This is a genomic window from Flavobacterium sufflavum (assembly GCF_004016525.1).
Classification (GTDB): Bacteria; Bacteroidota; Bacteroidia; order Flavobacteriales; family Flavobacteriaceae; genus Flavobacterium; species Flavobacterium sufflavum.
Window position 1 is genome coordinate 23,981 of record NZ_SACJ01000015.1, and the last position, 26,909, is coordinate 50,889.

Annotated in this window: 23 protein-coding genes; 21 read left to right on the forward strand and 2 right to left on the reverse strand. The window is 34.1% G+C overall.

Going from position 1 to position 26,909, the window contains the following annotated elements:
• Positions 1 to 52 precede the first annotated feature (52 nt).
• The 3 genes from EOD40_RS16625 (at position 53) to EOD40_RS16635 (ending at position 3,802) form a co-directional block, all read left to right on the forward strand.
• Positions 53 to 820 (forward strand): phosphatase PAP2 family protein, encoded by a 768-nt coding sequence (locus EOD40_RS16625; RefSeq protein ID WP_128197459.1) that lies wholly within the window; start codon positions 53 to 55, stop codon positions 818 to 820.
• A gap of 9 nt (positions 821 to 829) precedes the next feature.
• Positions 830 to 3,241, forward strand: coding sequence for an outer membrane beta-barrel family protein (locus EOD40_RS16630; RefSeq protein ID WP_128197461.1), 2,412 nt, complete (start codon positions 830 to 832; stop codon positions 3,239 to 3,241).
• Positions 3,242 to 3,403: 162 nt separating this feature from the next.
• Positions 3,404 to 3,802 (forward strand): ribosomal maturation YjgA family protein, encoded by a 399-nt coding sequence (locus EOD40_RS16635; RefSeq protein WP_128197463.1) that lies wholly within the window; start codon positions 3,404 to 3,406, stop codon positions 3,800 to 3,802.
• Positions 3,803 to 3,867: 65 nt separating this feature from the next.
• Here EOD40_RS16635 and EOD40_RS16640 read toward each other — a convergent pair whose 3' ends face one another.
• Positions 3,868 to 4,350 (reverse strand): hypothetical protein, encoded by a 483-nt coding sequence (locus tag EOD40_RS16640; protein ID WP_128197465.1) that lies wholly within the window; start codon positions 4,348 to 4,350, stop codon positions 3,868 to 3,870.
• Between the two features lie 283 nt (positions 4,351 to 4,633).
• Between EOD40_RS16640 and EOD40_RS16645 the strand changes: the two genes are divergently transcribed.
• Positions 4,634 to 5,023, forward strand: a complete 390-nt coding sequence (locus tag EOD40_RS16645) for a DUF1398 domain-containing protein (RefSeq protein WP_128197467.1) — start codon at positions 4,634 to 4,636, stop codon at positions 5,021 to 5,023.
• 289 nt (positions 5,024 to 5,312) lie between these two features.
• Positions 5,313 to 6,596 carry a serine hydrolase domain-containing protein gene (locus EOD40_RS16650; RefSeq protein WP_128197469.1) on the forward strand — a complete coding sequence of 428 codons (1,284 nt, stop codon included), beginning with the start codon at positions 5,313 to 5,315 and terminating at the stop codon, positions 6,594 to 6,596.
• Between the two features lie 24 nt (positions 6,597 to 6,620).
• Here the strand turns inward: EOD40_RS16650 and EOD40_RS16655 are convergent, their stop codons facing one another.
• Entirely contained in the window at positions 6,621 to 7,463 is an 843-nt protein-coding gene (locus tag EOD40_RS16655; protein ID WP_128197471.1) for a transglutaminase-like domain-containing protein, read from the reverse strand.
• A 205-nt stretch (positions 7,464 to 7,668) separates the two neighbouring features.
• Between EOD40_RS16655 and EOD40_RS16660 the strand changes: the two genes are divergently transcribed.
• From EOD40_RS16660 to EOD40_RS16735, 16 genes are all read left to right on the forward strand, one after another.
• Positions 7,669 to 8,106: an acyl-CoA thioesterase gene (locus EOD40_RS16660; protein WP_128197473.1), complete on the forward strand. Its 438-nt coding sequence runs from the start codon at positions 7,669 to 7,671 to the stop codon at positions 8,104 to 8,106.
• A 47-nt stretch (positions 8,107 to 8,153) separates the two neighbouring features.
• Positions 8,154 to 8,918, forward strand: a complete 765-nt coding sequence (locus EOD40_RS18260; RefSeq protein WP_128197475.1) for a patatin-like phospholipase family protein — start codon at positions 8,154 to 8,156, stop codon at positions 8,916 to 8,918.
• A 224-nt stretch (positions 8,919 to 9,142) separates the two neighbouring features.
• On the forward strand, positions 9,143 to 10,372 hold the full coding sequence (locus EOD40_RS16670) for an ATP-binding cassette domain-containing protein (protein ID WP_128197477.1): 1,230 nt from the start codon (positions 9,143 to 9,145) through the stop codon (positions 10,370 to 10,372).
• 198 nt (positions 10,373 to 10,570) lie between these two features.
• The gene (locus EOD40_RS16675) at positions 10,571 to 10,996 is read left to right on the forward strand and encodes a DMP19 family protein (protein ID WP_164905499.1); all 426 of its coding nucleotides are present in this window, start codon (positions 10,571 to 10,573) and stop codon (positions 10,994 to 10,996) included.
• Between the two features lie 161 nt (positions 10,997 to 11,157).
• Positions 11,158 to 12,060 (forward strand): AraC family transcriptional regulator, encoded by a 903-nt coding sequence (locus EOD40_RS16680; RefSeq protein WP_128197482.1) that lies wholly within the window; start codon positions 11,158 to 11,160, stop codon positions 12,058 to 12,060.
• 164 nt (positions 12,061 to 12,224) lie between these two features.
• Complete coding sequence (locus tag EOD40_RS16685) at positions 12,225 to 12,776, forward strand: LURP-one-related/scramblase family protein (RefSeq protein ID WP_128197484.1); 552 nt, start codon at positions 12,225 to 12,227, stop codon at positions 12,774 to 12,776.
• Positions 12,777 to 12,883: 107 nt separating this feature from the next.
• Entirely contained in the window at positions 12,884 to 13,435 is a 552-nt protein-coding gene (locus tag EOD40_RS16690; protein WP_128197487.1) for a dihydrofolate reductase family protein, read from the forward strand.
• A gap of 171 nt (positions 13,436 to 13,606) precedes the next feature.
• Positions 13,607 to 14,308: a VIT1/CCC1 transporter family protein gene (locus EOD40_RS16695; protein WP_128197489.1), complete on the forward strand. Its 702-nt coding sequence runs from the start codon at positions 13,607 to 13,609 to the stop codon at positions 14,306 to 14,308.
• 200 nt (positions 14,309 to 14,508) lie between these two features.
• Positions 14,509 to 15,807, forward strand: a complete 1,299-nt coding sequence (locus EOD40_RS16700; RefSeq protein ID WP_128197492.1) for an APC family permease — start codon at positions 14,509 to 14,511, stop codon at positions 15,805 to 15,807.
• Between the two features lie 213 nt (positions 15,808 to 16,020).
• The gene (locus EOD40_RS16705) at positions 16,021 to 17,349 is read left to right on the forward strand and encodes a rhamnogalacturonidase (RefSeq protein WP_128197493.1); all 1,329 of its coding nucleotides are present in this window, start codon (positions 16,021 to 16,023) and stop codon (positions 17,347 to 17,349) included.
• 80 nt (positions 17,350 to 17,429) lie between these two features.
• A complete protein-coding gene (locus EOD40_RS16710; RefSeq protein WP_164905500.1) occupies positions 17,430 to 18,719 on the forward strand; it encodes an acetylxylan esterase in 1,290 nt (429 codons plus the stop codon).
• A gap of 25 nt (positions 18,720 to 18,744) precedes the next feature.
• Positions 18,745 to 20,109, forward strand: coding sequence for an MGH1-like glycoside hydrolase domain-containing protein (locus EOD40_RS16715; RefSeq protein ID WP_128197497.1), 1,365 nt, complete (start codon positions 18,745 to 18,747; stop codon positions 20,107 to 20,109).
• An 82-nt stretch (positions 20,110 to 20,191) separates the two neighbouring features.
• Positions 20,192 to 21,010, forward strand: coding sequence for a 3-methyl-2-oxobutanoate hydroxymethyltransferase (gene panB / locus EOD40_RS16720; protein ID WP_128197499.1), 819 nt, complete (start codon positions 20,192 to 20,194; stop codon positions 21,008 to 21,010).
• A 171-nt stretch (positions 21,011 to 21,181) separates the two neighbouring features.
• Entirely contained in the window at positions 21,182 to 21,871 is a 690-nt protein-coding gene (locus EOD40_RS16725; protein WP_128197500.1) for an RluA family pseudouridine synthase, read from the forward strand.
• Positions 21,872 to 21,956: 85 nt separating this feature from the next.
• The gene (locus tag EOD40_RS16730; RefSeq protein ID WP_128197502.1) at positions 21,957 to 22,712 is read left to right on the forward strand and encodes a hypothetical protein; all 756 of its coding nucleotides are present in this window, start codon (positions 21,957 to 21,959) and stop codon (positions 22,710 to 22,712) included.
• 117 nt (positions 22,713 to 22,829) lie between these two features.
• Positions 22,830 to 26,894, forward strand: a complete 4,065-nt coding sequence (locus EOD40_RS16735; RefSeq protein WP_128197504.1) for a PAS domain S-box protein — start codon at positions 22,830 to 22,832, stop codon at positions 26,892 to 26,894.
• The last annotated feature ends 15 nt before the right edge of the window (positions 26,895 to 26,909 follow it).

Consider the following 26,909-nt stretch of genomic DNA (forward strand, 5'->3'; position numbering starts at 1 on the left):
TTTAGATATAATTCTCAAGATTATATCCATTACTTATTTGAATTAAACAACCATGCAAAAGACAAATTTTTATATTGCTTTACTGCTTATTGCAGTAGGCTCAAACCTTCATGCTCAAGAATTAATTTCAAAGGACACTATTGTTTTTGTAAAAGATAAAAATCTAAAATTCAATTACAAACAATTAATACTTCCGGTTAGTTTGATGAGTTATGGTATCATTGGCATTAAAAGTGATGCTCTGCAATCCATTAATTCTGAAATTAAAGAAGAGGTTGAAGAAAATATCGATAGGAAGATAACCATTGATGATTTTTCCCAATATGCCCCGGCTGTAGCTGTTTATGCGCTTAACAATATTGGAATAAAAGGAAAAAACAACCTGAGAGACCGTTCCATTATATTGGCAACCTCCTATTTGATTATGTCGGCAACCGTTTTACCTTTAAAATCCATAACCAAAGTTGAACGCCCTGACGGAAGTTCAAACAACTCTTTTCCTTCCGGACATACAGCAACCGCATTTGCCGGAGCTGAATTTTTATGGCAGGAATACAAAGATGTTTCCATTTGGTATGGAATTTCGGGTTATCTGGTGGCGGCGGGAACCGGAGCTTTCCGCATATACAACGATCGTCATTGGCTGACTGATGTGGTCATGGGGGCTGGTATAGGAATCCTTTCTACCAAAATTGCCTATTGGACATTTCCTTACATCAATACCTTATTAAAAAAGAAAAACAAAAACAATATTGGAATCATTTCGCCCTTTTATAATGGCTCCCAGCTGGGAGTTGGAATGATTTTGAATGTAAAATAATAAAAACTCATGAAAATAAAATTTTTAAATATACTCCTCCTTTTTTACTTACTCACAACCCAATTATGGGCACAAAGCAAGCAAGTAACGGTCTCGGGACTTGTCAAAGAGAATAAAACCAACACCGCTTTATCCTTTGCCAATGTGGTTTTGAAAACCGCCAGTCAAAAAACATTTGTAGCGGGAACTATCACAAACGAAAGTGGCCGGTTTAATTTGGCGAATATTAAATCAGGAAAATACATTCTCGAAATTTCCTCATTAGGATATGCAACACACGAACAGCAACTATACATTGGTAATTTATCTGATTATTTAGACTTAAAAGTAATCGAATTGACCGAAAATGTAAATTCACTGGATGAAGTGGTTGTTAATGCCCCAACTTCGACCATTAACTCTAAAATGGATAAAAAAACCTTCTCTATTGCTGACAATATTACACAATCGGGAAGCTCTGTTTTACAAGCCATGCAAAACCTCCCAAGTGTAACAGTACAAGACGGTAAGGTTCAACTGAGAGGAAGTGATAAAGTAATGGTTTTGATTGATGGCAAACAAACGGCCTTAACGGGTTTTGGCAGTCAAAGCGGTTTGGATAATATTCCGGCATCGGCCATTGAAAAAATCGAAATCATCAACAATCCTTCTTCAAAATATGATGCCAATGGAAATGCGGGTATCATCAATATCATTTATAAAAAAAATAAAAAAGAAGGTTTTAATGGTAAAGCTGGGCTAACAACAGGCTTGGGTTCGCTATGGATTCGAAAAGAAAACCTGCCTACGATACGTCCGCAATATACTTTGACGCCAAAAATCAATCCATCACTTTCATTGAATTACCGCAAAAACAAAATCAATGCTTTTTTTCAGGGCGATTATTTATATACCGAAACCTTGAACAAAAACGAATTTGTTACCCGATATTACGACAATGGCGACATTATTAATTCCCAGTTAAAGCGAAACCGGAACACGCATTTTACTACAATAAAATCAGGTTTCGATTGGACTATCGACGACCAAAATACCTTAACCATTTCGGGATTATTTGGCAGCGAAAAAATCATTGACCGAGGGGATCAGCCTTTTTTTAATGCTGATTTATCAGAAAGAAGAAGGTTGTGGCAATTTTTGGAAGACGAATTAAAAACAACGGTAATGGCAACGGCAGCTTTCCAACACAAATTTAAAGAACCGGGTCGTTTGTTGAATGTGGGCTTTAATTATACTTTTCACAGAGAAGATGAAAAATATTATTACGACAACATTCTCACTAATTCCTCGGGAACTGATGCCTTCAAATTGTTATCAGACGAAAAAGTCTATGATTTGAATTTTGATTATATCGAACCCCTGAAACAAGGCCGTATCGAAACAGGAATCAAATTACGTAAAAGAGACATTCCTACCAATATGGACTTCAAACCCGGACAAAATTCGGTTATAGATGCTAATGCAGGCGGACCTGCTACCTACAAAGAACTCATCCCTGCCATCTATGGAAATTATGTTTTTGAAAATCAAAAATGGGAAGCCGAATTAGGTTTACGCGTTGAATATGTCGATTTGAATTACGAGGTAAATCCAAATCACAACACCTATAAAAGTGATGGTTACAACTATACACAACCATTTCCTAATATGCGCCTGGCTTATAAATTTAATGAGGATAATAAATTATCGATCTTTTTTAACCGAAGAGTCGACAGACCTAATGAAGTTGATATTCGAATTTTTCCAAAATATGATGATGCCGAAATTATCAAAGTGGGGAATCCAATGCTGAAACCTCAATTTACTAATTCATTGGAATTGGGTTATAAAAAAAATTGGGAAAAAGGAAATTTGTACACCGCCCTTTACCATCGCTTTGCAGATGCGACCATTACCCGAATCTCCAGTACTGTTCCGGGGAGTGAAATTATTTATGCTACTTTTCAAAACGTAAACAAAAGCTACAATTCAGGTATCGAAATGGTATTATCCCAGGACGTTAGTAAACTGTATTCTTTTAATGTCAACATGAATACCTATCGCAACCAGATTGATGCTTTTACGGTAGAAAATAAATATCCTACTTCGCATTTATTTTCTGCTCCAAAAGAAGTTATCGTTTCCGGAAATCTAAAATGGAATAACAGTTTTCATTTTGCTAAAAAAATAGACGCACAATTAACCGCAATTTATTTAGCCCCTGATATTATTCCGCAAGGGAAAATAAAATCACGTTTTTCGGTAGATTTTGGAATCAAAAAAACGGTTCAAAATGGCAAAGGGGAATTCTTTATCAACGCAACTGATTTACTCAACACAATGGTTCCTAAAAAAGAAATTCAGGGAGCCGGTTTTCACTACAGTAGTAATGACTATTATGAAACCCAAGTGATCCGTTTAGGATACAATTATAAATTTTAAGCCCACACTAATCAAGCAAAAATCCTCTAACACAATTGTTTTAGAGGATTTTTTTTTTTGATATCTTAGCCTATTGATTTTTGTATCGAATACCTGCCTAAATAAAAAAACAGCTCAAAGGTTTTAGAAAAACTAATCTTAGATGCAACCTAAATCACCATTATGATTACATTTAACAAAAACTATTTTGGCTTCGCTGTTTTGATTTTCTGCGTCGAAATTATGATTGCGCTTTTTGTCAATGATAATTTTGTCAGACCCTATTTTGGAGATGTTTTGGTTGTTATTTTAATCTATTGCTTTTTAAAATCCTTTCTTAAATTATCGGTTTTAGTTACTGCTTTAGCTGTATTGGCTTTCTCTTTTGCAATTGAATTTCTTCAATTTTTAAATATTGTTGAAAAGCTAGGTTTAGAAAAATCAAAAATTGCAAGAACGGTTATTGGAACTTCATTCGCATGGACTGATTTATTGGCTTATATTGTTGGAATTGCTATCGTACTGCTAACAGAAAAATATTGGCTTAAAAAAGAACTAAAAGCAGCAGCTAAAAATTGTTAAATTCCGCTGCTGCTTTTATTTTAATGTTTTTTATCAATCAAAATTGTGCTGTTAAATCCCCTATCTTATTTATCAACGCAATCAACAGTTAAAAATTTATATTTCACACGATCAAAATCTATCGGTGCGCCTTTAGCAAAATAAGAACGTCCTAAATAGGTTTCTATTTTTCCATTACCTAAAATTAGGGTATCTCCTCGCTTTAATAATGCCAATGGGTTTTTGAATTTTGCGTTTTCATTTTTTCCCTGAATAAAAGTATAGTCAGCAAATAAGGTATCTCCGTGGAATTCCCCTTCTATCACCCCCACTTTTTCCGACATAGCATACATTTTCATCACCAAATTCCCCGATACTTTGCCCCCCTTTAAAGTATTTAGTTTTAAATCAATAGTATCTGTTTCATACAATGCTTTATAACAATTTATGCTTACTGGCTTTTCGGCCTTGGCAGGAGCAGTTTTAGCATCATTGGCTTTTTGATCATTTTTACAGCTTTGAAATCCAATGCAAGTCAGCAGTAAACAAAATAGACCTAAGTTTTTCATAGAAATAATATTTTAATTAATAATTGTGGGAATAGCCGTTACTAAATTACGCATAAATATATAGCCTTTGCAAGCCAAATCCATAAAACAGCAATGATTTTTAAACAAAAAATTATTTTTATAAGGAATACAAAATAAAAGAATCACGTAACAAACTAAATATCCAGCTCTTCACTTATAAAAATCAAAAATGCTATTACACCAGAACGATTGAACTAAAATAGAATCAGTACTTGGTATAATTTCATTTTAACCTATATTTGAAAACCTAAAAATTTAGAATATGTTTTCAATAGATCAAATCAAAGCAGCACATGAAAAAGTAAAATCGGGTGCTGATTTCCCCAATTACATTCAGGACTTAATTAATCTAGGCGTAAAAGGCTATGATACCATCGTGGCTGACGGTCGCGTTTCTTACTATGGCGACAACGACTTTACCGCAAATACCGATAAAAAATACGATGCCCTGACTATTGCTGCTGTGGCTAACAAAGAACGTTTTATCGAATTTCTGGTAATGCACCAAGACGGTCAAACCGACTATTATACCTTTTGCCAACATGCAGCCCAATGTGGTATTACCAAATGGCGTGTAGACATTATCGAAATGACTTGTACCTATTATGATAGTGCCGAAAGCCCTATTCTTATAGAGAAAATCCCGGAATAACAATATTCGATATCGTGTTAACAACTAGAACACAGATCATTTTCACTTATTCTATTGTAACGTCCTTAGCTTCCGCAGTCGAGTGTCAAATGTTTGAAGAATGCTTAAAAAGAAAAGCTGTTTGAGCGTAGCGAGTTATTTTCTTTTAGCATTCGAAAACTAATTTGACCGACGAGGAAGCGCAAGACTTGATTTTTTTGTTTCTTTTTTGATCAAGCAAAAAAGAAATATTTACTCTTAATAAAACCAATCTATATAGATTACAACGATTAAACCAAAAAAACCAACCATGAAAAAAATTTTCATTACACTTTTTATGATTTGGAATTGTAGCAATTATGCACAAACCCATTCGATAAAAAATTCGCCTAAACTCACTGAAGCTACACCAAGCAGTGTAGGAATGTCCAGCGAACGATTGGCACGAATTGACAATATGTTAAACAAAGCCGTCACCGATTCGGAAATTCCGGGTGCCATAGCCTTAGTCGCTCGTAAGGGAAAAATTGTGTATCTAAAAGCTTTTGGAATGGCTGACAATGCCACTTCAAAAACCTTAAAAACCGACGCCATTTTCAGAATTGCCTCCCAAACCAAAGCCATTACTACTACAGCCGTAATGATGCTTTGGGAAGAAGGGAAATTCAAACTCGATGATCCTATTGCAAAATACATCCCTGAATTTAAAAACGCCCAAGTTTTAGACTCTGTGTATCCCGATGGAAAATACACCACTAAACCGGCTAAAAGGGAAATTACTGTTCGTGATTTAATCACGCATACTTCCGGAATTGGTTACGGACAAATTGATAGCGATCCTCGTTTTAAAAAAATCTATCAGGACGCCGGCGTAACCGATTTGTTTACAACCGATAAAATCACCATTGCCGAAAGTGTCAAAAAACTAGCAAAACTACCTCTACACCACAATCCGGGAGAGAAATTCACTTATAGCGAAGGTTTGGATGTCATTGGCTATTTTATCGAAATCATGTCAGGAATGCCGATGGATGAATTTTACAAAACCCACATTTTTGAACCATTGGGAATGACAGATACTTATTTCTATTTGCCGGAATCAAAATCTAACCGATTAGTAAGTGTTCAAACCAAGGAAAATGGTAATTGGATTCCGTTTCCAAATACGTTCTATGATACCAATTATCCAAAATCAGGAGCTAAAAGCTTTTTCTCAGGTGGTGCCGGTCTTTCAAGCACCGCAAAAGACTATGCCACTTTCCTGCAAATGTTCCTGAATAAAGGCGAACTAAACGGAATTCGTTTATTGAGTCGCACCACAGTCCAATTCATGTTGGCAAACCAAATTGGTGATGTTTGGGGTAAAAGCGATGCCTACCACGGCCTGGGTTTTAGAGTTTTAAACCAGATGGGCGAAGATATGGGCGGTCAAGGCAGTGCAGGAACTTTCAATTGGGGCGGTTATTTCAATACGCAATATTTTGCCGACCCAAAAGAGGAACTGATTGGTATTATCTTAAAACAAACTCAAAAAACGAGTGATAATACAGGCTGGAAATTCCAACTATTGGCAGAACAAGCCATTGATGATTAATCCATTCGAGAAAAAACAGCAGTTTCAACCATAAGAAACCGCTGTTTTTTCTTCTTTATCAAAAGGAATAAAATCAGCTGAAACAGGATTACAATCTACTTTCATAAAAGTACAATTCACTTCACCAAAAAAACTGGCAACAGCCACTTCGCTGGCATCTTTACCATTGGCTATTTTTACCAATCCATTAGCAACACTTAATTTAGTTGGATCAAAAAACAGCCACTTCCCTCCCACATAAGCTTCAAAACAAGCATGAAAATCAGGTGGATTCAACGCATAAGCATAACCCGTAAAATAACGTGCCGGTATGTCCAAAGCACGACATAAAGCAATTGCAAGATGAGCAAAATCTTTACAAACACCTTCTTTTAAAGCCAAAACATCACAAGCTGATCTACTGGAATCACTTGTTCCCGCTTTGTATTCTATGGAGTTAAAAACCCATTCATTTATTGCTTTTGCCTTAGTAAACTCATTCGGTAAATGCCCAAATTGCTGATGAGCAAAATCCAACAATTTATCCGATTCACAATACCTGCTTGGTGAAATAAAAGGCAATACTTCGTTATCTAAATCAATAATTGGAACAGATTTCGACAACTTTTCAGCAGCGATTACCTCATGGAAAACGTCAATTTCAGCTTCATAACTAATTGTAAAATTAGTTCCTTGTTCTACCTTCATTTTAATAAAACGGGTTTCTGAATTGGTTAATACAAATTCTTGATACTTAATCTCGGGAGTAATGGTAAGGGACTCCGAAATAATTACTTGAGTTGGCGAATTGGCAACCTGAATATTAAAAATAAAGGTCGTTGTAGAAAAAACTTCATAGGATAAAAAACTGCTCACTTTAAATCTCATCTTGTAAAGATATTAATTCTCAACCAGATAGTATCACAAAAACAAACTCCATAAATTGCATTTATCAAAAAACTATAAAGAGTCCTTTTCTTTCTTTTTAGCTTATTTTTTTTAAATTTACGAGAACATTCATTTTTTGAAAACATTCTCGACTTCGCTCGAATTGACAATGGATTCGTCTATATAACTAAATTTAAAATAGAATATGACCTCTTTCAGTAAACAATTATCTTTTCGTTGGGCCGATATTGATCCAAATTTTCACGTTCGTCACAGTGTTTATTACGATTGTGCAGCCCAACATCGTGTAGAAATATTAGAAAGTTTAGGTTTGACCATGAAAGCATTTCAAACACAGCATTTTGGTCCTGTTCTTTTTAGGGAAGAATGTGTTTTTAGAAAAGAAATTAAACTTAGCGACAGTATTTTTATCCATACCAAAGTAGCCAAAATGAGAGCCGATGCTTCCCGTTGGTCTATTGAACATGAATTTCGCACCGAAGAAAACCAACTTTGTGCTACTTTAACCGTTGATGGTGCCTGGATGGATACCAAATTGCGTAAATTAGTCAATCCTGTTCCCGAAATTGCCATTCAGGCATTAGCCAATATTCCTAAATGTGAGGATTTTATGGAATCTTAAAAAAGAAAAAACAACGATTTTGACTCATTTTCAATAGCGAAAAACCTATGGAACGTAAAATAGGGATTGTATTATCCGGTGGAGGTGCCCGAGGCATAGCTCATTTAGGGCTATTAAAAGCCTTGGAAGAATTTGGCATTGTTCCTACTCATATTTCAGGTACCAGTGCGGGAGCGATAGCCGGGGCTTTTTATGCGGCGGGTTATAAGGTAAATGAAATTTTAGGTATTTTAAAAAAAGGGCAAATCTTTAGTTTTTCCAATCTATTAATGAAAAGACAGGGTTTATTTGCGATGAAAGGCTTTCACGATATCTATTTGGAATGTTTTCCAACAAACAGTTTTGACGATTTAAAGATTCCGTTATATGTTGCTGCAACCGACATTCTAAAGGGAGAATTAGTCTATTTCTCTTCCGGAAATTTATCCCAGGCCTTAATGGCTTCCTCTTGCATGCCTTTGTTGTTTCAACCTGTAAACTACAACAACACCCTTTATGTTGACGGAGGTGTAATCAACAACTTCCCCATCGAACCCTTGATGGGACAATGCGACACCATTATTGGCAGTTATGTCAATTCCATCAAAAAAGAAGTCGATAAAGTAAGCATGAATAACATTCTGGACCGCTGTTTTCATTTGGCTATGAAAAGTTCGGTCGAAATAAAAACCCACAGTTGCAACTTGTATTTTGAACCGGCTAACATGAGTCAGTACAGCCTTTATAACTTAAAAAATGCCGATGAAATTTTTGAATACAGCTATCAGTATGCACTTACTATGGAAGATCAAATAAAAGCCCTAAATATTTAGTTATAAATTAGAACCCAATTTTCAACCGCTAATTGCTTCGCCTTTCCGATAGCTATCGGAACGCTATCCTCGGGTCGCAAATTATTTTAATAATCTGTGCTAATTTCTCCAATCTGCGGTCTGGATTCTGGATTCTATTTTCTTCAATCTGTTGTCTGTATTCTGCTTTCTGCCTTCTGTTATCTTTTATTATCTTTACAGCCAATAAAAACAGACCCATTTTCATGACTACTGCCACTCATTGGAACATCTTATTATCGAATCAAATCAATAAAAAAGACTTTATAGAAAGCATTCTTTCCGGAAAAGCCAACGCTGAATTAGCTCCTTTTAAAACCTTAAAAGGAATCCTGTTCTCTGATTTAGCCATTGACCATTTTATCCAGAAAGAATTTCAATACCTTGAATTGACTGCGGTAGATTCGAATAGAAAGTTAAGCACCTTTTCGTCAGGACAGCGTAAAAAGAAGTTTCTTAAATATTGTATTGACCAAAATCCTGATTTTATCATTTTTGATAATCCAATGGATCATTTAGACCAAGCTTCCCGTGTAGAATTGTCAAAATCACTGGAAGAAATGGCTGCTAAAATCAAAATTATCCTGCTTGTCAACCGCACTGCCGATTTACTGCCTTTTATTTCGAATAACAGACAAATAAATTCAGATGCTTTTGTACTGGAAAACATTAGCCACGAAGCACACGAAAATAAAATTATAACTCAATCCGGGATTCCGCATCCCGCTCATGCTATAGAATACAACCAAAAAGTACTGATTCAGATGAATAATGTATCGGTAAGTTATGAAGAACGTCCTATTGTAAACAACATCAACTGGACAATTCAACAAGGCGAATTCTGGCAGCTTATAGGCCCTAATGGTTCCGGAAAAAGTACGCTTTTGTCATTAATAAATGGTGACAGTACTAAAGGTTATGGTCAGGATTTACATTTATTTGGTCGCAAAAAAGGAAGTGGAGAAAGCGTTTGGGACATCAAAAAAAACATCGGTTATTTTGCTACCAATATGACCAGTTTATTCACAAGAAATCACACACTGGAACAAATGATTTTGTCCGGATTTTTTGATTCTATCGGATTGTACGACCTGCCTACTACCTTGCAAAAAAAGATTGCCGATCAATGGTTGGAATTAATAGGGATGAAACACCTTAAAAACCAAATGTTCAAACGCCTTTCGGTAGGACAACAAAGGCTAGCCATGATTGTGCGTTCGGTTTTAAAACATCCGCCTTTGGTTATTTTAGATGAACCTGTTGAAGGTCTGGACGATGAAAATGTAGCGATGGTTTGTCAACTCATCAATTTGCTAAAACAGGAATCGAATATGACCATTGTATATGTTTCGCATCGCATTGAACCTAATTTGGCTCCCAATTCTGTTTTTGAATTAATTCCGTCAAGCGAAGGTTCTGTTGGAGTTATAAAATAACGTAGTTCAATAGCAATGTCAAAAATCAATATCAATCCGATTTATGCAAATAAGTCGGATTTTTTTATGGATGTACTCTACTTCATCAGTTGTTTTTTGAAATTGAAATTTAAGATTATTTGTAAATATTTATTTATATATTTGACAGCTATCATACATATAAACGAGTTATACAACATTATTAAACCCTGCTTTTCAATGGACAAATTTCTTAAAATTCAACTTCTACTTTTAGTATTAGTTTTCTCAAATTGTACTCAAAAAAGTTCATCAAAAAGAGGAACAGTAACCGAAGTTGAAAAAGTGATTCCGAAAGCAAATATTGAGGAATTAGAAATGGAAGTTAATAATGGAGGTTTTAATCAATACTTCATAAATTCAAGCGGTCAAAACTGTTATGAAACTTTGAAAGCGTTAAAGAAAAATGGAAAAGTCAAAACAGCCAAACTTCTAGAAAATGCAATCAACATAATCAATCCTAATCACATACCAGAAAAAGAGTTTGTGGAAAAGTTACGAAAAAATGAAGTTGAAGAATTGTATGATGAAAAGATAGACGCTGAATTAAATAAACTCGATACAGAATTTTATAAATATGCTAACGGAAGTTTGACCGAGCAATAACGTTGTATAACAGCGGTTTGCAGCCATGACTGGTTTGAATTTTCAGCTGGAAAATCTAAAGACGAAAATTGCATATCTTTACAATTAAACATTAAAAATGCCGCCACGGCTGCAAGCCGCGGAACGTTGTAGGCTATTTTCGAGCGACAGAAAACTGAAAGATGAAAGAAGATTACATAAAAAGAATTAACAACATATTGATATTTATTGATGTGAATTTAGACCAAGAACTGAATTTAGAAACCATCGCAAATATTGGATTTTATTCACCATTTCATTTGCACAGAATTTTCAAAGCAATTACAAACGAAACAATTAACGAATACATTACTCGTAAAAGAATTGAAAAAACTGCATCAATACTTTTGCATAAACGAGAAATTTCAATTTCTGAACTTTCTTTGCAATATGGATTTAACAGTAATTCATCATTTACAAGAACTTTCAAAAAATTTTACGGAATAAGTCCAACAGAATTCAGAAAATCAAATCCATATAAATTTAGCAAGATTGGAAAAGTGGAAAGCAAGAATGGAGAAGAAAGAGGAATATTAGAGGAATATATTTGCAACATTAATAATCATAAAAATTGGATTAAAATGAAAGCAAAAATTGAAATTAAAGAAATGCCAAAATTAGATTTAGCATTTATTACGCAAATCGGGCACAATGGAATGGAAAACACTTATGCCAAATTAATTAAGTGGGCAACTCCAAAAAGACTTTTAGAAAATGAAAACTTAAAAGTTGTTACAATTTATCTCGATAGTTTCAAAATAACTGAACCTGATAAAGTTAGAATGAGTGCTTGTATTTCGTTAAAAGAAAAAGTTGAAGTTAGTGGAGAAATTGGCTTAACAACAATTGAAAAGGGAAAATTTATTGTTGGACATTTTGAAATTGGAATAAATGAGTTTGAAAAATCTTGGAGTAGTCTTTTCATTTGGATGAGCGAAAACGGATATAAGAAAGCCGACCGAAATCCATATGAAATTTATAATAACAATTTCAATGAACATCCAGAAAAAATTAGCATCGTAGATTTCTGTATTCCAATTGAATAAAAAATAAACGTTTCAAAAAAAACAGCCTACAACCGCCGTTTGGCAATATGGCGGGTTTAGGCTTAATTTAAAGATAGTTTTGTATTTGTGTAATTTGTCATTAACCGAAAGTTTAGACTTTCTTAATCCGCCATATCGCCAAGCGGCCAAACGATGAGCCATTTATGATAAAAATTACGATAAAACAACATACGTTTTCCTTTGGAAGCCAATACAAAATCTTCATCGATAAAAAAGAAGAATTCTACGCTGAAACTGATTTGTTCTCAAGATCAATAATTAATATTTACAAGCCTGATGAACTTAAACCAAATTTTAGAACTTTCAAATGTCTTTATTTCAATTACCCAAAATATAAAATTGAAGTTCCAAGTGGCGAACGATTTAAGTTGGAATCAAAAAATTTTTGGAAAACTAAATATCAATTAAAAAAAGGGACCGACATTTATGACTTGTATTGCCATAAAGAGAGAAAAGTTTCCATTTTTCACAACGATATCCAAATTGCTTATTGGGAAAAAGAAGCCATTAGTTATCTTGCGGGAGACTACTATGAAATTGTTGCAAATAGAAATTCCGAAAAGGAGCTATTAATCGCATTTTGTTTAATTTTAGATAATATTCATTCCAAAGGAATTGGAACAATTTTTAATGTAGATTTCGGATTGATTTTCAAAGAACAAAAAAGTTTTAATGGAAAGTGGAAACCAAAGTAAACGGCTCATAACAGCTACTAGAGCAGCTCTAGGTAATCAACTATATTTACATTAAAATCAATAAAATATCTTAGCAAGTAACCAACACTGAACATTAAGATTAAATTATGAGAAAGATAATTGCTGCAATCAATATGACGGTTGACGGATTTTGCGATCATACAGCAATAATCCCGGATGAAGAAATACATCAACATTATACTGAGCTGTTAAATAACGCCGGCGTGATTCTATATGGAAGGATAACCTATCAGCTAATGGAGTTTTGGCAGCCTTTTATAAAAAATCCTTCAGGTGAAAAATCAATGGATGACTTTGCAATAGCGATAGACAAAATTCCGAAAATTGTCTTTTCACACACACTGAAAAACACAGAATGGGAAAGCGCAAAGCTGGCAAATCGAGACCTTGAAGAAGAAGTTTTAGAACTAAAAAAACAATCGGGTAAAGACATTTTCGTTGGCAGCAGGAGTTTAATTATACAGCTAATTAAACTTAATTTGATTGATGAATTCCAACTCTGTGTTCATCCTGTCGTTGCAGGAAGCGGTTTGCCCTTATTTGAAAATATAAACGACAGAATCCTTCTTCAACTTGTAAAAACCAAAACCTTTGATTCGGGAGCCATCATCCTTTATTATGAGCCTGCTGGAAAATAAACAGCAAACAAGACTGGCTGTTAAGCGAAATGTTCTGATTTAATTTTTCTTAACTGGGAATTGAGTTGAAATTTTACCTACATTTAAAACTAATTAATAAAAATCCGTTACTGTGCCAAGTGGCGGAAAGTAAGATGTAATTTTAAATAACATTTGTAGAATATATCAAAGATGATTACAATTGACAACTATTTAGACAATCATTACATACACAGAAGCAATTGGTTAAGGGCTGCAGTATTAGGCGCAAATGACGGAATTATATCTATTTCAAGTCTTGCAATAGGTGTTTCTGCTGCTAGTTCTACAAGGGAACCAATTATTTTAGCAACTGTAGCAGGTCTTGTAGCAGGAGCACTATCAATGGCTGCCGGTGAATATGTTTCGGTAAGTTCTCAAACGGATATTGAAAAAGCAGATATTGAACGAGAAACCCAGGAACTTAAAGATACGCCGGAAGAAGAGTTAAAAATATTGGCTGAAATCTTTGAAAGAAGAGGCATGAAAAAAGAAACTGCAATGCAAGCAGCAATTGAGTTGACTGAGAAAGATGCCTTGGGAACACATATTAGGGAAGAATTAGGTATCAATGAGATCAGTCAGGCTAACCCTATTCAAGCTGCCTTAGCTTCAGGAGCATCATTTGCAGTAGGTGGCTTTTTACCGCTCTTAGTTGTACTCTTAGCAGCCGTAAAAAGTCTAGAGTATTGGCTTTATGGTTTTACAATTTTATTTTTAATTGTTTTAGGGACAATATCGGCAAAAACTGGCGGTTCCAGTATCATTAAAGCTATTCTAAGAATTACGATTTGGGGTACAATTGCTATGGGATTATCAGCTTTTGTTGGATATTTATTCGGTGTAAAAGTTTAATTGACTTCCAATTTTATTTTTATTGTCGTCGTAAGACTTTCAAAAACTCAAAATCATACAACCTAACATTTTTTCAAAGTTTTCACAAAAATGTTTAATTTCTGCTCCAGCCGCTTTTCTTTGGTCAGGCAAAATCTTTTTTGCATAACTTCGTTTTCCAAAAGCTAAATAAAACCAAGTTATTAGTAAACCAGAAAAAAATGATAAACCAAGAAGAAAAATTTAAACGAACCATCGGTGTATTTGGCTTATCTGCCAATATTATGAATGTTATTATTGGCGCCGGAATTTTTGCTCTTCCCGCCATTGTCGCTGCATCCATGGGGGCTTCCAGCATTATTGCCTATATTTTTTGTGGAATATTGATGGCACTTATCATGCTTTGTTTTGCCGAAGCTGCCAGCAAAGTAACCCAAACAGGAGGCGTCTACTCTTATATTGAAACTGCTTTTGGTCCTTACGCCGGTTTCATAGCCGGGATTTTTACTGTAGGCGGAACCCTTCTTGCCGATGCCGCCGTTTCTAATGCCCTGGTTAATGTTTTGGGTTCGGCTCATCCTCTGTTTAAAGAAGAATGGCTGCGTTTATTATTTTTAACTACCGTCTTTTTTGGCCTGGCTTTTATTAATGTCATTGGTGTAAAACAAGGTATTGGACTGGTAAAAATCAACACCATCGCTAAACTGATTCCATTGTTATTACTGGTTATTTTTGGATGGGAATCGGTAGCGACAAGCAACCTGACAATAGAAAGTTTCCCCGACATCCAACAACTGGGCAAAACGTCTCTGGTCTTATTTTTTGCGTTTCAGGGTTGCGAATCGGGAATTGTGGTTTCCGGTGAAGTCATTAATCCTAAACGCACGATTCCAAAAGCCATTTTCATCAGTATCTCGGCAGTTGTGGTGCTTTATATGCTGATTCAAACAGTAGCGCAGGGAGTTCTGGGAAATCAGTTACCGCAATTTACCGCTACCCCACTTGCTGCTACCGCAAATGTTGTTTTTGGGCCAATCGGTTTTGTAATTCTGACTGTGGGAGCTGCCATATCGATGTTCGGATTTTTGAGTGGTGATATTTTAAATAATCCCCGAACGCTTTATGCACTGGCTCGTGACAGAGTAATCCCGATTGAGGCTTTGGCTAAAATTCATTCTTCTTTTGCCACTCCTTACCTATCGATTATTGTTTATGCTTTTCTGGGATTTTTAATTGCCGCAACGGGCAGTTTTGAAAGTCTGGTGGTTATTGCAAGCAGTTCCATATTGATTGTTTATTTAGGAGTTGTATTTTCGGTAATCAAATTGCGTTATACCCAAAAATCAAATCCGGACGAATTTACTATTCCCGGAGGATTAAGTGTCCCAATTCTTTCCATCACTATCATTCTTTATTTTTTATCGAATTTGACTCAAAATGAAATCATTGGAACGCTCATTGCAATTGGCGTACTATCTGTCATTTATGCTTTAATTCGCTTTTCAAAAATTAAAAAATAAATCACTCACTTTTAATATATCAAAGCAGGTTTAGCATTCTAAACCTGCTTTGTTGTTTCTGGTAGTCATAGTATCCTGCCTGAAATGCAGGATGAATATTTGCTCTTAATTTTCATATCTTCGTTTCTTCCAAAATTTAAATGCTTTAATAAGCTAAAAATTAAAAGGCATTCTTTTTGTGGAGACCAACTTTATTAACCTTTATTAAGAAAAATGAAAAAAATCTGTTTATTCATTCTTGCTTTATTAGCAATTACTCCAAAAACATTTTCGCAAAAAAACAATAAAGATCTTTTTCCTGATGGAACTAAAATTCCTGCCTGGTTTTTAGACGCATCAAAAATAAATCCGAGCGATTTAGGCAAATTTTATTCTGTTACCGATTATGGAACGCTAAACGACAGTACTCTTGTACAAACTGCTGCCATCCAAAAAACAATTGACGAAGCTTACCGTAATGGCGGTGGAGTTGTTGTAATTCCAAAAGGAACTTTCATGAGTGGTGCTTTATTTTTTAGACCAAACACTCATTTACATGTTTCAGAAGGAGCAATTTTAAAAGGTTCTAACAATATTGATGATTATCCTAAAATGCCTTCCAGAATTGAAGGTCAAAGCATCGAATATTTCACGGCTTTAGTCAATGCTTATGGTGTTAACGGCTTTACCATTACCGGAAAAGGAACTATCGACGGAAACGGATTGAAATACTGGGAAGCTTTTTGGCAAAGAAGAAAAGAAAATCCAAACTGTACCAATCTTGAAGTTTCCAGACCGCGTTTAGTATTCATTTGGAAATGTGACAATGTTCAGGTGCAGGACGTTAAACTACACAATTCAGGTTTCTGGACCAGTCATTATTACCAATGTAACAATGTAAAAATTCTTGATTTACACATTTTCTCTCCACACGAACCGGTAAAAGCACCAAGTACAGATGCTATCGATATTGATGTATGTACTAATATGCTAATTAAAGGTTGCTATATGGCTGTAAATGATGATGCTATTGCTTTAAAAGGTGGAAAAGGACCGTGGGCTGATAAAGATGCTAGTAATGGTGGAAACGAAAATATTATTATTGAAAACTGTGATTTTGGATTCTGTCACGGAGCTTTAACTTCTGGTAGTGAAGCCATTCACAACAAAAATATTATTGTTCGCAACTGTACTGTTAACAATGCGGTACGTCTTTTATGGTTGAAAATGCGTCCCGATACTCCTCAAAAATACGAATACATTACTGTTGAAAACATTACAGGCTATGCTAAAAGCATGATTTATGTAAAACCCTGGACTCAATTTTTTGATTTAAAAGGACGAAAAGATGCACCGGTATCTTATTGCGATAATATTACCATGAGAAACATAGACATCAAATGTGATGTTTTCTACGATATGAAAGTTACCGATCGTGATAAATTAACCAACTTTACTTTTGAAAACTTAAAAATTGAAGCTAAAAATGATGCAATTGATAAAAGTATCATCAAAGGCTTAAAACTTAAAAACGTAGTTGTTAATAATAAAGTAATTAAATAATTACTACAACATAACTATTCTAATCACCAAAGGGTATAATTTAAATCATTATGCCCTTTTATTTTTTTAAACCTTTTTCTATGAAGCTACTCTCCTATTTCTCATTATTCCTTGGCTTGCTGACGATAAGCCTAAGAGCCCAAAATACCCCGGCTCCGATTAAATTAGTAAACATTGTCCTGACTGCAAATCACCCTGACTGGAATTACAGACTCAACGAAGCAGCAACCATAAAAGTAAGTGTCCTTAAACATGGTTCACCCGTTGAAAATGTAGAAATAGAATACCAATACGGTCCTGAACAATTAACTCCAGAGAAGAAAGGAACACTTAAATTAGAAAACGGTGTTGGCGAAATCAACATTGGAACTATGAACACTCCCGGCTTTCGCCAGCTGAAAGTAGAAGCCAAGATTGACGGCTATGTATACAAGGACGAAATAAAAGCCGGCTATGCTCCTTTTGAAATTCAGCCAACTGTAAGTATGCCAAAAGATTTTGATAATTTTTGGAAAAAAGCAATTGCCGAAAATAATAAAATTCCATTAGATGCTGTAGTAACTCACAAACCTGAATTTTCTACGGCTACAGTAGATGTGTACTTGGTGCGTCTGCAAAATTACCAATTGGGTCATTATCTTTATGGCTATTTAAGTAAACCCAAAGACAATAAACCACACCCGGTTTTATTGAATCCTCCGGGAGCAGGTGTTAAAAAAATAACTCCCATAACTTCTTTTGCCGAACAGGGATTCATCAGCCTAACAACTGAAATTCACGGTATTTCGCCTGAAATGGATGAAAAAGATTTCCAAAAAGAAAGAGAAAAACTAAAAGATTATTGGGCAATAAACCTGGACAACAAAGACAATTATTATTATAAAAGTGTATATTTAGGCTGTGTGCGCGCTATTGATTTCCTGAGCAGTCTTCCTGAATTTGACAAGAAAAATGTAGTGGTAACCGGAGGCAGTCAGGGAGGTGCATTGACTATTGTTACTGCCGGTATTGACAAAAGAGTCAATTATATTAGCTCATTTTATCCTGCTTTAAGCGACAACTCTGGCTATTTAAACAACAGAGCCGGAGGCTGGCCAGCTATGTTTAGTGACAAAAACAACAGTCCTGAGAAAATAAAGACGATGGAATATTATGATATAGTAAATTTTGCAAAAAAAATCACCATTCCGGGATTTTATTCCACAGGATATAACGACAATACCTGTCCTCCTACTTCTACCCTTTCGGCATTTAATTCAGTAAAAGCGCCTAAAGAAATTGTGATTACCCCTATTTCGGCACATTGGCGATTTAAAGAAACCGATGATAAATCAATGAAGTGGTTGAAAGAAAAATGTGGAATAGAATAAAACAACAAACTTAACCTCAAAAAAAATGACCAAAAAAACCACTATTCTTTTATCGTTACTACTTAGTTATTCGTTTTCTGTCTATTGCCAGCAAAACGAAAGCAATGTAAATTATAAAAGTATTATCAAATCAAAAATCTATAAGGATTATAAAGGTATGTATCGCAAAGGGAGTGGATCATTAATCTACCCTTTTCTTACCCCTGGCAGCAATCAATACGACAATGTATTATGGGACTGGGATTCATGGCTAAGTAATATTGCACTTCGTCAAATTCTTACCGATATCGGTACCGCAAAAGACAAACAAGAAGCACTAAAATACGAACAGGGTTGTGTGCTCAATTTTTTACATTATGGGGATTGGGACGGCTACTTGCCTATTGTTATTTGGGAAGATTCAAAACCACGCGATATTCGACCTGAAAACATCTACGATGTTAATATGCACAAACCTGTTTTAGCACAACATGCAGCATTTATAACAAAAAACATAAGAGGTAATGCCGAATGGCTGAGGGAAAAATTCTTTCACCTTCAGGCATTTGTCAATAGTTACAAAGCCCATCATCGAAACCAGGCAACAGGACTTTATTATTGGCAAAATGATGTAGCCATCGGTGTTGATAATGACCCAAGCACTTTTTTCAGACCTAACAAAAGTTCGGCTTCCATCTATCTCAATTGTTTAATGTACAAAGAATTGCAGGCTATGGTATATCTTGCCAAACAATTAAATCAAACAGCCATAGGAGACGAATTTGCCAATGATGCAGTTGCCCTAAAAGCAGCCATTCAAAAAAATTGTTGGGATGAACGTGATGGTTTCTTTTATAGTGTTGATTTGAATTTAAAACCAATAGATAACCATCAGGACAATACTTTAGGTAAGTCATTTATAATTCATAGTGGCTATCCCCGAGATTATGATTGTTTAATTCAGCGCATAGGGAGTTGGAGTGGATTTTTAGCACTTTGGTCTGGTATTGCAACTCCTGAACAAGCTGACAGAATCGTTAAGGAACATTATCTGAACGCTAAAACTTTTAATGCTCCTACAGGTGTAAGGACACTTTCTAAAATGGAAAAAATGTACAGTGTAAGAGCAAGTGCTAATCCATCCAATTGGAGAGGTCCTATTTGGGGAATATCAAACTATATGGTTTTTAAAGGATTAGAAAAATACGGATACAAAAAAGAGGCTAAAGAGTTAGCTGAAAAAACAATTAGTTTATTTGGTAAGGATTTTGAAAAAAATGGTGCACTACACGAATATTACGAACCCGAAACCGGAGAACCCTTATTGAACAAAGGCTTTCAAAACTGGAATTATCTTGTTATAAACATGATTGCATGGTTAGATGGTCAAACAGTCGTAGAAGAATTTTAGCCAATATATCTTAAGCAAATTCTTTTTTCTACATTTCATCCAAATTTGTTTTACTACTTTTGCATTTCATAAAACTACGACTATGTCAACAGCGAAAAAAGACTATAAAAAAATTACAACAAAGTCCTTAATTGATATGAAAGCACAAGGAGAAAAAATCTCCATGTTGACTGCTTATGATTATACAATGGCTAAGATTGTTGATTCTGCAGGTATCGATGTCATTCTTGTGGGAGATTCGGCTTCTAATGTTATGGCTGGACACGAAACCACTTTGCCTATTACCTTAGACCAGATGATTTATCACGCTTCTTCTGTAGTAAGAGGTGCCGACAGAGCTTTAGTTGTAGTCGATTTACCTTTTGGTAGTTACCAATCGGATCCAAAAGAAGCCTTGCGCTCTGCCATTCGAATAATGAAAGAAAGTGGCGGACATGCAGTAAAATTAGAGGGAGGCAAAGAAATCAAAGAATCCATCAAAAAAATATTGAACGCAGGAATTCCTGTAATGGGACATTTAGGTTTAACACCGCAATCTATCTATAAATTTGGAACTTACACCGTAAGGGCCAAAGAAGAACAAGAAGCCCTGAAGTTGATTGAAGATGCCAAACTGCTGGAAAAACTAGGTTGTTTTTCCTTAGTTTTAGAAAAAATTCCGGCAAAATTAGCCCAGCAAATTGCCGAAAGCATTTCGATTCCTGTAATAGGTATTGGCGCCGGTTCAGGCGTTGACGGTCAGGTATTGGTTATCCACGATATGCTGGGAATGAACAACGAATTTAGCCCTAGATTTTTACGCAGATACATGAATTTATACGAGGGAATGACTTCGGCTATTAGTCAATATGTAGACGATGTGAAATCGAAAGACTTTCCTAACGAGAGAGAGCAATATTAACTATTCCTCGAACTCCTTAAAGTAATACTTCTTTTAATGCTCGAAATGCCGCTCCTCTTTATAATGAAGATAACGCTGTTTCGAGCATTGATCTTTTTAAAATAAAACACAATTATTCTAAAAAGACAACAATTATAAAACCGCTATTTTTGTACTCAAATAAAGCCATTAATGAAAGAACTTTCAAATAAAAATAACCTTCAGGTTTTGCATGAAGACAATCATATTATTGTAATCAATAAACGTGTGGGAGATATTGTCCAGGGCGATAAAACGGGAGACAAACCACTAAGCGAAATTGTTAAAGAATACATCAAAGACAAGTACAATAAACCGGGCGAAGTTTTTCTGGGAGTTGTTCATCGTTTAGATCGTCCCACAACCGGAATTGTGGTTTTTGCCAGAACCAGCAAGGCTTTAACAAGACTTAACGATTTATTTAAAAACAGAGAAACCCAAAAAACTTATTGGGCAGTTGTAAAAAATAAACCTGCGCAAAACGAAGCCAAATTAATTCATTACATCAAAAGAAACGAGAAAAACAATACTTCCAAAGCCCATTTAAAAGAAGTTCCTGAAAGTAAAATGGCAAGTTTAGACTACCAAATCATCAAAGAACTCAATAATTATTTTGCTCTGGAAATCAATTTGCATACAGGAAGACATCACCAAATCAGAGCGCAATTAGCCGCAATAGGCTGTCCCATAAAAGGGGATTTAAAATATGGTTTTGACCGAAGCAATCCCGATGGAGGAATTCATTTGCACGCCCGAAAATTAGTTTTCATCCACCCTGTTTCTAAAGAAATCCTTACCATTATTGCTCCTACGCCAAACGATGCTATCTGGAACGCAGTATAATTTATTTTTCGGACAGATTAAAAAAATAAATATCTTAGATTTATACCTTTTTAAAAACAGATAATATATCATTATTCAAGCCATTATGAAATCAAAAAAAGACCGAATTCAAGACTTAAAAAACAATGGATATTCTTTAGAATTTGAAGCTGTTTTCAATCTTGCTTTTGAAAATTATAAAAAAATAGCACTATATGCCGGTTTATTATTTTTAGTTTCCACTATATTTTTCATAGCTGCGAGTTTTTTGATTATAGCCTTCACTTATGGTCTGGCTAATTTCCAGGCACTAATGAAACCTGAAAATTTTGAACCAAAAAACTTATCCGATAATTTTTTATTGGCTTACGTTGGCTGTGTCACTTTCTTCAGCTGTTTGGTTAGTCCTTATTTTGCCGGATTTATCAAAATGGCACATTGCGCTGAAATAGACGAAGAATTTCATGTTTCTACTGTTTTCGAATACTATAAATTCTCTTATTTCATAGAATTATTTTTAGCCACACTAATCATTTCAATCCTAAGCCTAGGATTTACTTCAATTCTTGACAAAACAGGAATTCCTATTTTAGGATTTCTGGCTTCTTTGAGTGTTTCATTCTTAAGTATACTTGCAGTTCCATTAATTATCTTCGATAAATTTAATGCTATAGAAGCCATAACTACCAGTGCCAGCTTGGTTTCAAGACAGCCCCTACTCCTTTTGGGACTTATGGTTATTGCTTACTTAGCCATGCTAACAGGTTTTTTCTTTTTCCTTATTGGATTTTTCTTCACCTTTCCTTTTATGTCTTCTATGAATTATGCTATCTACAGAAGCATTATTGGATTTGAAGAATAAAAGTAAACAGCTGAAATCTTTTCAACAAAAGCATTACGTTTTTCTTTTAATTATTGTTATTTTTAACAAAATTTCAACAACCATTTGTTAAAAAAATACGATTTTAATTATTAAAATATGATACTACTCTATACTTTTTTATTAAAAACCTTTACAGAAAGTATTGTTAGTCTTAGTAGTGGTCATAATTTTACTGTGATTAAAATGTTTGATATCATGGATCAGTTACCTATTGATAAAAACCTTTATCGAACTGTTGTGCCATTTGTCTTTTTAATTATTTTTTTGTTGATTTATAAATTCCAAAGGATTAAATATGCCTTGGGGAATAAATTCATCCGGAACTTTAGTCCTCAAAATTCAGAAAACAAAGAATATCAGCTTTATTTTCTCATCTTAGGAATCATTATTTTAATCTTAGAAATAACCTTTGAGTTTTTCAAGTTAAGGCCTAAAAGTATGCTATTTATCAATGTTAGCATTTCTTTGATCTTAATAGGAATTGCTTATGCCAGTACCAAATCAGATTTTGTTTTTCGCAATATAAAAAAGATATTCCGTATCATTTTTGTTCTTACTTTTTTTAATGTCTGTCGGAATTTAATTCACTTAACAGATGATAATATCCCTTTTTTAAGTTTTCTTTTATTTGTTTATTTCTCATACAATATTTTAAAACCATCAAAATTCTATTGGCTTTTTGTTGTATTCACTTTTAGTTATCTTATTAGTGCTTCATTATTAAAACTGGCACCTTTAAACAGGCTCACCGTAATTTTTAATTACACTTTAGTAGTGGTTTTTATCAATTATATTCGTCACATGTCGATTCAAAATGTAAACGACAAATTCCAGTTTTACAATCAAATTATCAATAAAGGAAATTCGCTGATTATGGCAAAAAACAAAAGCAATAAAATTGTTTTTTGCAGCGAAAACGTAAAAAGTATTTTAGGCTATGACATCAAAGAAATCATGGGTTTTGGCTATTATAATCTAACCGAAAATCCTGAAATAACTTCAAAAGAATCTTTTGAAAGTCAGATAAATGACAAAATATTTATTCGAAAATTAAGATGTAAAAACGGGGACATCAAGTTTATTCAATGGAATAACAAACAATTTTCTGATGATTTAATTATTGGAATAGGACAAGACATAAGTAATGAAGTCCAAATTCAAAATCAATACCGAAATTTAATTGAAAATGCTCAAGATTTCATTTATGAAATTGATTTAGAAGGCAAAATTGTTTTTGTAAACAATTATACACTAAAAACCCTGGGCTATGCTGAAACCGAAATATTGAATCAGCACTACTCTAACTTTATCAGAGAAGATTATACAACAATCCTAAATACCTTTTACAATAATAGTATTCAAGAAAATGGCTTGGAATTTCCATTACTGGAACTCCCTATTTTGAAAAAAAACGGCGAAATACTATGGGTAACCCAAAAAGTTATGTTTAGCCACAACGATTTAGGCAAAATTAAAGGATTCTCCAGTATTTCCAGAGACATTACTTTTTTCAAAAATATTGAAATTGAAAAGCAAAAAAGAGAACAAAAAAATAAAAAGTACAATGAAAATTTAAAACAATTTAATGCTAAAAGTTATTCAATACAAGAAACCTTAGAGACAAAATTAAAATCAATACTCGAAAATACTACTAAAACAATCGAAGCCAATAGAGTGAGTTATTGGGAATATTTTGAAGACACCATTAAATGTCTCCAACTCTATGATTTAAAAACAAATGAATTTACAAATGGCTGTCAATTAACTAAAGAGCTTTATCCTAATTATTTTCAATCCATAGAAAACAAAACGCCATTAGTCGCTTCTGATGTTAAAAACAATCCCATAACAAGAGAATTATATGCTGACTATCTTGAAGAAAACAATATTTTTTCTATGATAGACACTCCGGTTTTTATAAACGGGGAACTCATAGGTATTCTTTGCATAGAAGTGACCGATGCTAACAAACAATGGGATAATGAAGATATTAATTTTGCCAGAGCAATCGCTGACAGTATTACCATTGCTTTTGAATCTAAAAGAAGACTCGAAGTAGAACAAAAATTAACTTACAAAAGTGATTTGCTTTCGGCAATGAGTTTATGTACGGAACGATTTTTAAATGTAAAAAACATTGACAATGTGTTCTCTGATGTACTGATTATTATTGGAAAAGCAACAAATTCATATCGTAGTTTTTATTACCAAAATGACAGCACCAATCAAACCATTAGTCAAAAATACCGTTGGACAAATGGTAATGATACTTTAACCGAATTAAATCCCAACTATCAAAATTTACCTTATTCTTTTTTTGGTGAATTTAACCCTGACAAAATAGAAAACAAAGTTTACCCAGTTGTCGTTTCAAACATAAAAGACCCTTTATTAAAGAAAAAACTTGAAGCACTGGATGCTGCTTCGTTAATACTTTTTCCTGTTTTTGTTAAAAATAAATTTCATGGTGTCCTTGGCTTAAATGATTTGAATGAAGGTAGAATTTGGGCTGATGATGAAGTCCAAATTTTGCAAACTTTAACCATGAATATTGGCTCTTCTATAGAGCGAATAGAAAACGAGATTGCCATTAACGAAAGTGAAGAAAAATTCAGGTTATTAGCCAATAATATCCCCGGAACAGTCTACTTATCTGAAAACGATGAAGATTATACCAAAATATATCTTAACGATGAAATTGAAAAACTCACAGGTTATCCAAAAGAGGATTTCCTTGAAAAAAGAATCCGATTCAAAGATTTAATTCATCCTGATGATTTAGAAAAAACACTTATAAAATCGAGTGCCAAATTATCAAAACTGCAAGCCTTTCATTTGACCTATCGCATCATAAACAAAAAAGGAGACATGGTTTGGATAGATGAATTTATAGATACCGTTGTTAAAAACGGAGAAATTAAATACATCGAAGGTATCATGCTGGACATCAGTAAACGTAAGGAAGCCGAAAAAGCTATTAAAGCCAAGGAATATGCCGAAACAGCCAATAAAGCCAAATCGGAATTTTTAGCTAATATGAGTCACGAAATCAGAACTCCTCTCAATGGAATAATTGGTTTTACCGATTTGTTGATGAAAACCGAACTGAATCATATTCAGGAAAAACACATGATTACAGTTAATCAGTCGGCTCATACTCTACTGGAAATTGTAAATGACATTTTAGATTTTTCAAAAATAGAAGCCGGCAAGCTTGAATTGCATATTGAAAAACAAAAAATAAAAGAATTACTAACCCAAGTAGTAGACTTAATTCATTTTGAAGCCAATCAAAAAAACTTAAAATTAGAGCTAAATATTGCCGAAGACGTTCCTAATTATTTCTGGATTGACATTGTGAGAATCAAACAAGTATTGATCAATCTGTTATCTAATGCGGTTAAATTTACAGAAAAAGGTACCGTTAAATTAAATATCTCTGTAAAACAAAAATCAAGCGATACACAAACTGTAATACGCTTTTCAGTAATTGATACCGGTATCGGAATTTTAGAACAAAATCAAAGAAAAATATTCAAGGCCTTCTCCCAGGAAGACAGTTCGACTACCAAAAAATTTGGAGGAACCGGTCTTGGATTGACTATTTCAAACAAACTTTTGAATCTGATGAACAGTCACTTAAAGTTAAAAAGCGAAATAGGAAAAGGAAGTTGTTTTTATTTTGATTTAGATTTAAAAACAAACAATCAAACATTAGAGACAAAACCTTCTAAACAACTTACAACAACTGTAGAAAACACAAACTTTCTTGAGGCAAATCCTAATTTACAAAACTCAAAGATTTTACTTGTTGAAGACAACAAAATAAACATGCTTTTGCTAAAAACCATCATAAAAAACACAATTCCTGAAGCTAGTATTTTTGAGGCTTCAAATGGTCTTGAGGCTATTGCTCAATTTGAAAACAGTCTTCCTGATATTATTTTTATGGATATTCAAATGCCAATAATGAATGGTTATGAAGCTACAGAGGAAATTAGAAAACTAACATTAGGAAAAAATGTTCCTATTATAGCCATTACTGCCGGAACAGAAAAAGAAGAAAGAAACAAATGCATCGAAATGGATATGAATGATTATATTTCGAAACCAATTGTAAAAGGAATCATCGAAAAAACACTGACAAAATGGATTAAATAATAATCAACTAAAAAA

Excerpts from the sequence above, each read along its gene's own strand:
- EOD40_RS16680 (WP_128197482.1), top strand. The coding sequence starts at position 11,158 with ATGAAAGAAGATTACATAAAAAGAATTAACAACATATTGATATTTATT.
- EOD40_RS16645 (WP_128197467.1), top strand. The coding sequence starts at position 4,634 with ATGTTTTCAATAGATCAAATCAAAGCAGCACATGAAAAAGTAAAATCG.
- EOD40_RS16650 (WP_128197469.1), top strand. The coding sequence starts at position 5,313 with ATGAAAAAAATTTTCATTACACTTTTTATGATTTGGAATTGTAGCAAT.
- EOD40_RS16710 (WP_164905500.1), top strand. The coding sequence starts at position 17,430 with ATGAAGCTACTCTCCTATTTCTCATTATTCCTTGGCTTGCTGACGATA.
- EOD40_RS18260 (WP_128197475.1), top strand. The coding sequence starts at position 8,154 with ATGGAACGTAAAATAGGGATTGTATTATCCGGTGGAGGTGCCCGAGGC.
- EOD40_RS16735 (WP_128197504.1), top strand. The coding sequence starts at position 22,830 with ATGATACTACTCTATACTTTTTTATTAAAAACCTTTACAGAAAGTATT.
- EOD40_RS16730 (WP_128197502.1), top strand. The coding sequence starts at position 21,957 with ATGAAATCAAAAAAAGACCGAATTCAAGACTTAAAAAACAATGGATAT.
- EOD40_RS16690 (WP_128197487.1), top strand. The coding sequence starts at position 12,884 with ATGAGAAAGATAATTGCTGCAATCAATATGACGGTTGACGGATTTTGC.
- EOD40_RS16715 (WP_128197497.1), top strand. The coding sequence starts at position 18,745 with ATGACCAAAAAAACCACTATTCTTTTATCGTTACTACTTAGTTATTCG.
- EOD40_RS16630 (WP_128197461.1), top strand. The coding sequence starts at position 830 with ATGAAAATAAAATTTTTAAATATACTCCTCCTTTTTTACTTACTCACA.
- EOD40_RS16685 (WP_128197484.1), top strand. The coding sequence starts at position 12,225 with ATGATAAAAATTACGATAAAACAACATACGTTTTCCTTTGGAAGCCAA.
- EOD40_RS16695 (WP_128197489.1), top strand. The coding sequence starts at position 13,607 with ATGATTACAATTGACAACTATTTAGACAATCATTACATACACAGAAGC.
- EOD40_RS16700 (WP_128197492.1), top strand. The coding sequence starts at position 14,509 with ATGATAAACCAAGAAGAAAAATTTAAACGAACCATCGGTGTATTTGGC.
- EOD40_RS16625 (WP_128197459.1), top strand. The coding sequence starts at position 53 with ATGCAAAAGACAAATTTTTATATTGCTTTACTGCTTATTGCAGTAGGC.
- EOD40_RS16675 (WP_164905499.1), top strand. The coding sequence starts at position 10,571 with ATGGACAAATTTCTTAAAATTCAACTTCTACTTTTAGTATTAGTTTTC.
- EOD40_RS16670 (WP_128197477.1), top strand. The coding sequence starts at position 9,143 with ATGACTACTGCCACTCATTGGAACATCTTATTATCGAATCAAATCAAT.
- EOD40_RS16725 (WP_128197500.1), top strand. The coding sequence starts at position 21,182 with ATGAAAGAACTTTCAAATAAAAATAACCTTCAGGTTTTGCATGAAGAC.
- EOD40_RS16705 (WP_128197493.1), top strand. The coding sequence starts at position 16,021 with ATGAAAAAAATCTGTTTATTCATTCTTGCTTTATTAGCAATTACTCCA.
- EOD40_RS16635 (WP_128197463.1), top strand. The coding sequence starts at position 3,404 with ATGATTACATTTAACAAAAACTATTTTGGCTTCGCTGTTTTGATTTTC.
- EOD40_RS16660 (WP_128197473.1), top strand. The coding sequence starts at position 7,669 with ATGACCTCTTTCAGTAAACAATTATCTTTTCGTTGGGCCGATATTGAT.
- panB (WP_128197499.1), top strand. The coding sequence starts at position 20,192 with ATGTCAACAGCGAAAAAAGACTATAAAAAAATTACAACAAAGTCCTTA.
- EOD40_RS16655 (WP_128197471.1), bottom strand. The coding sequence starts at position 7,463 with ATGAGATTTAAAGTGAGCAGTTTTTTATCCTATGAAGTTTTTTCTACA.
- EOD40_RS16640 (WP_128197465.1), bottom strand. The coding sequence starts at position 4,350 with ATGAAAAACTTAGGTCTATTTTGTTTACTGCTGACTTGCATTGGATTT.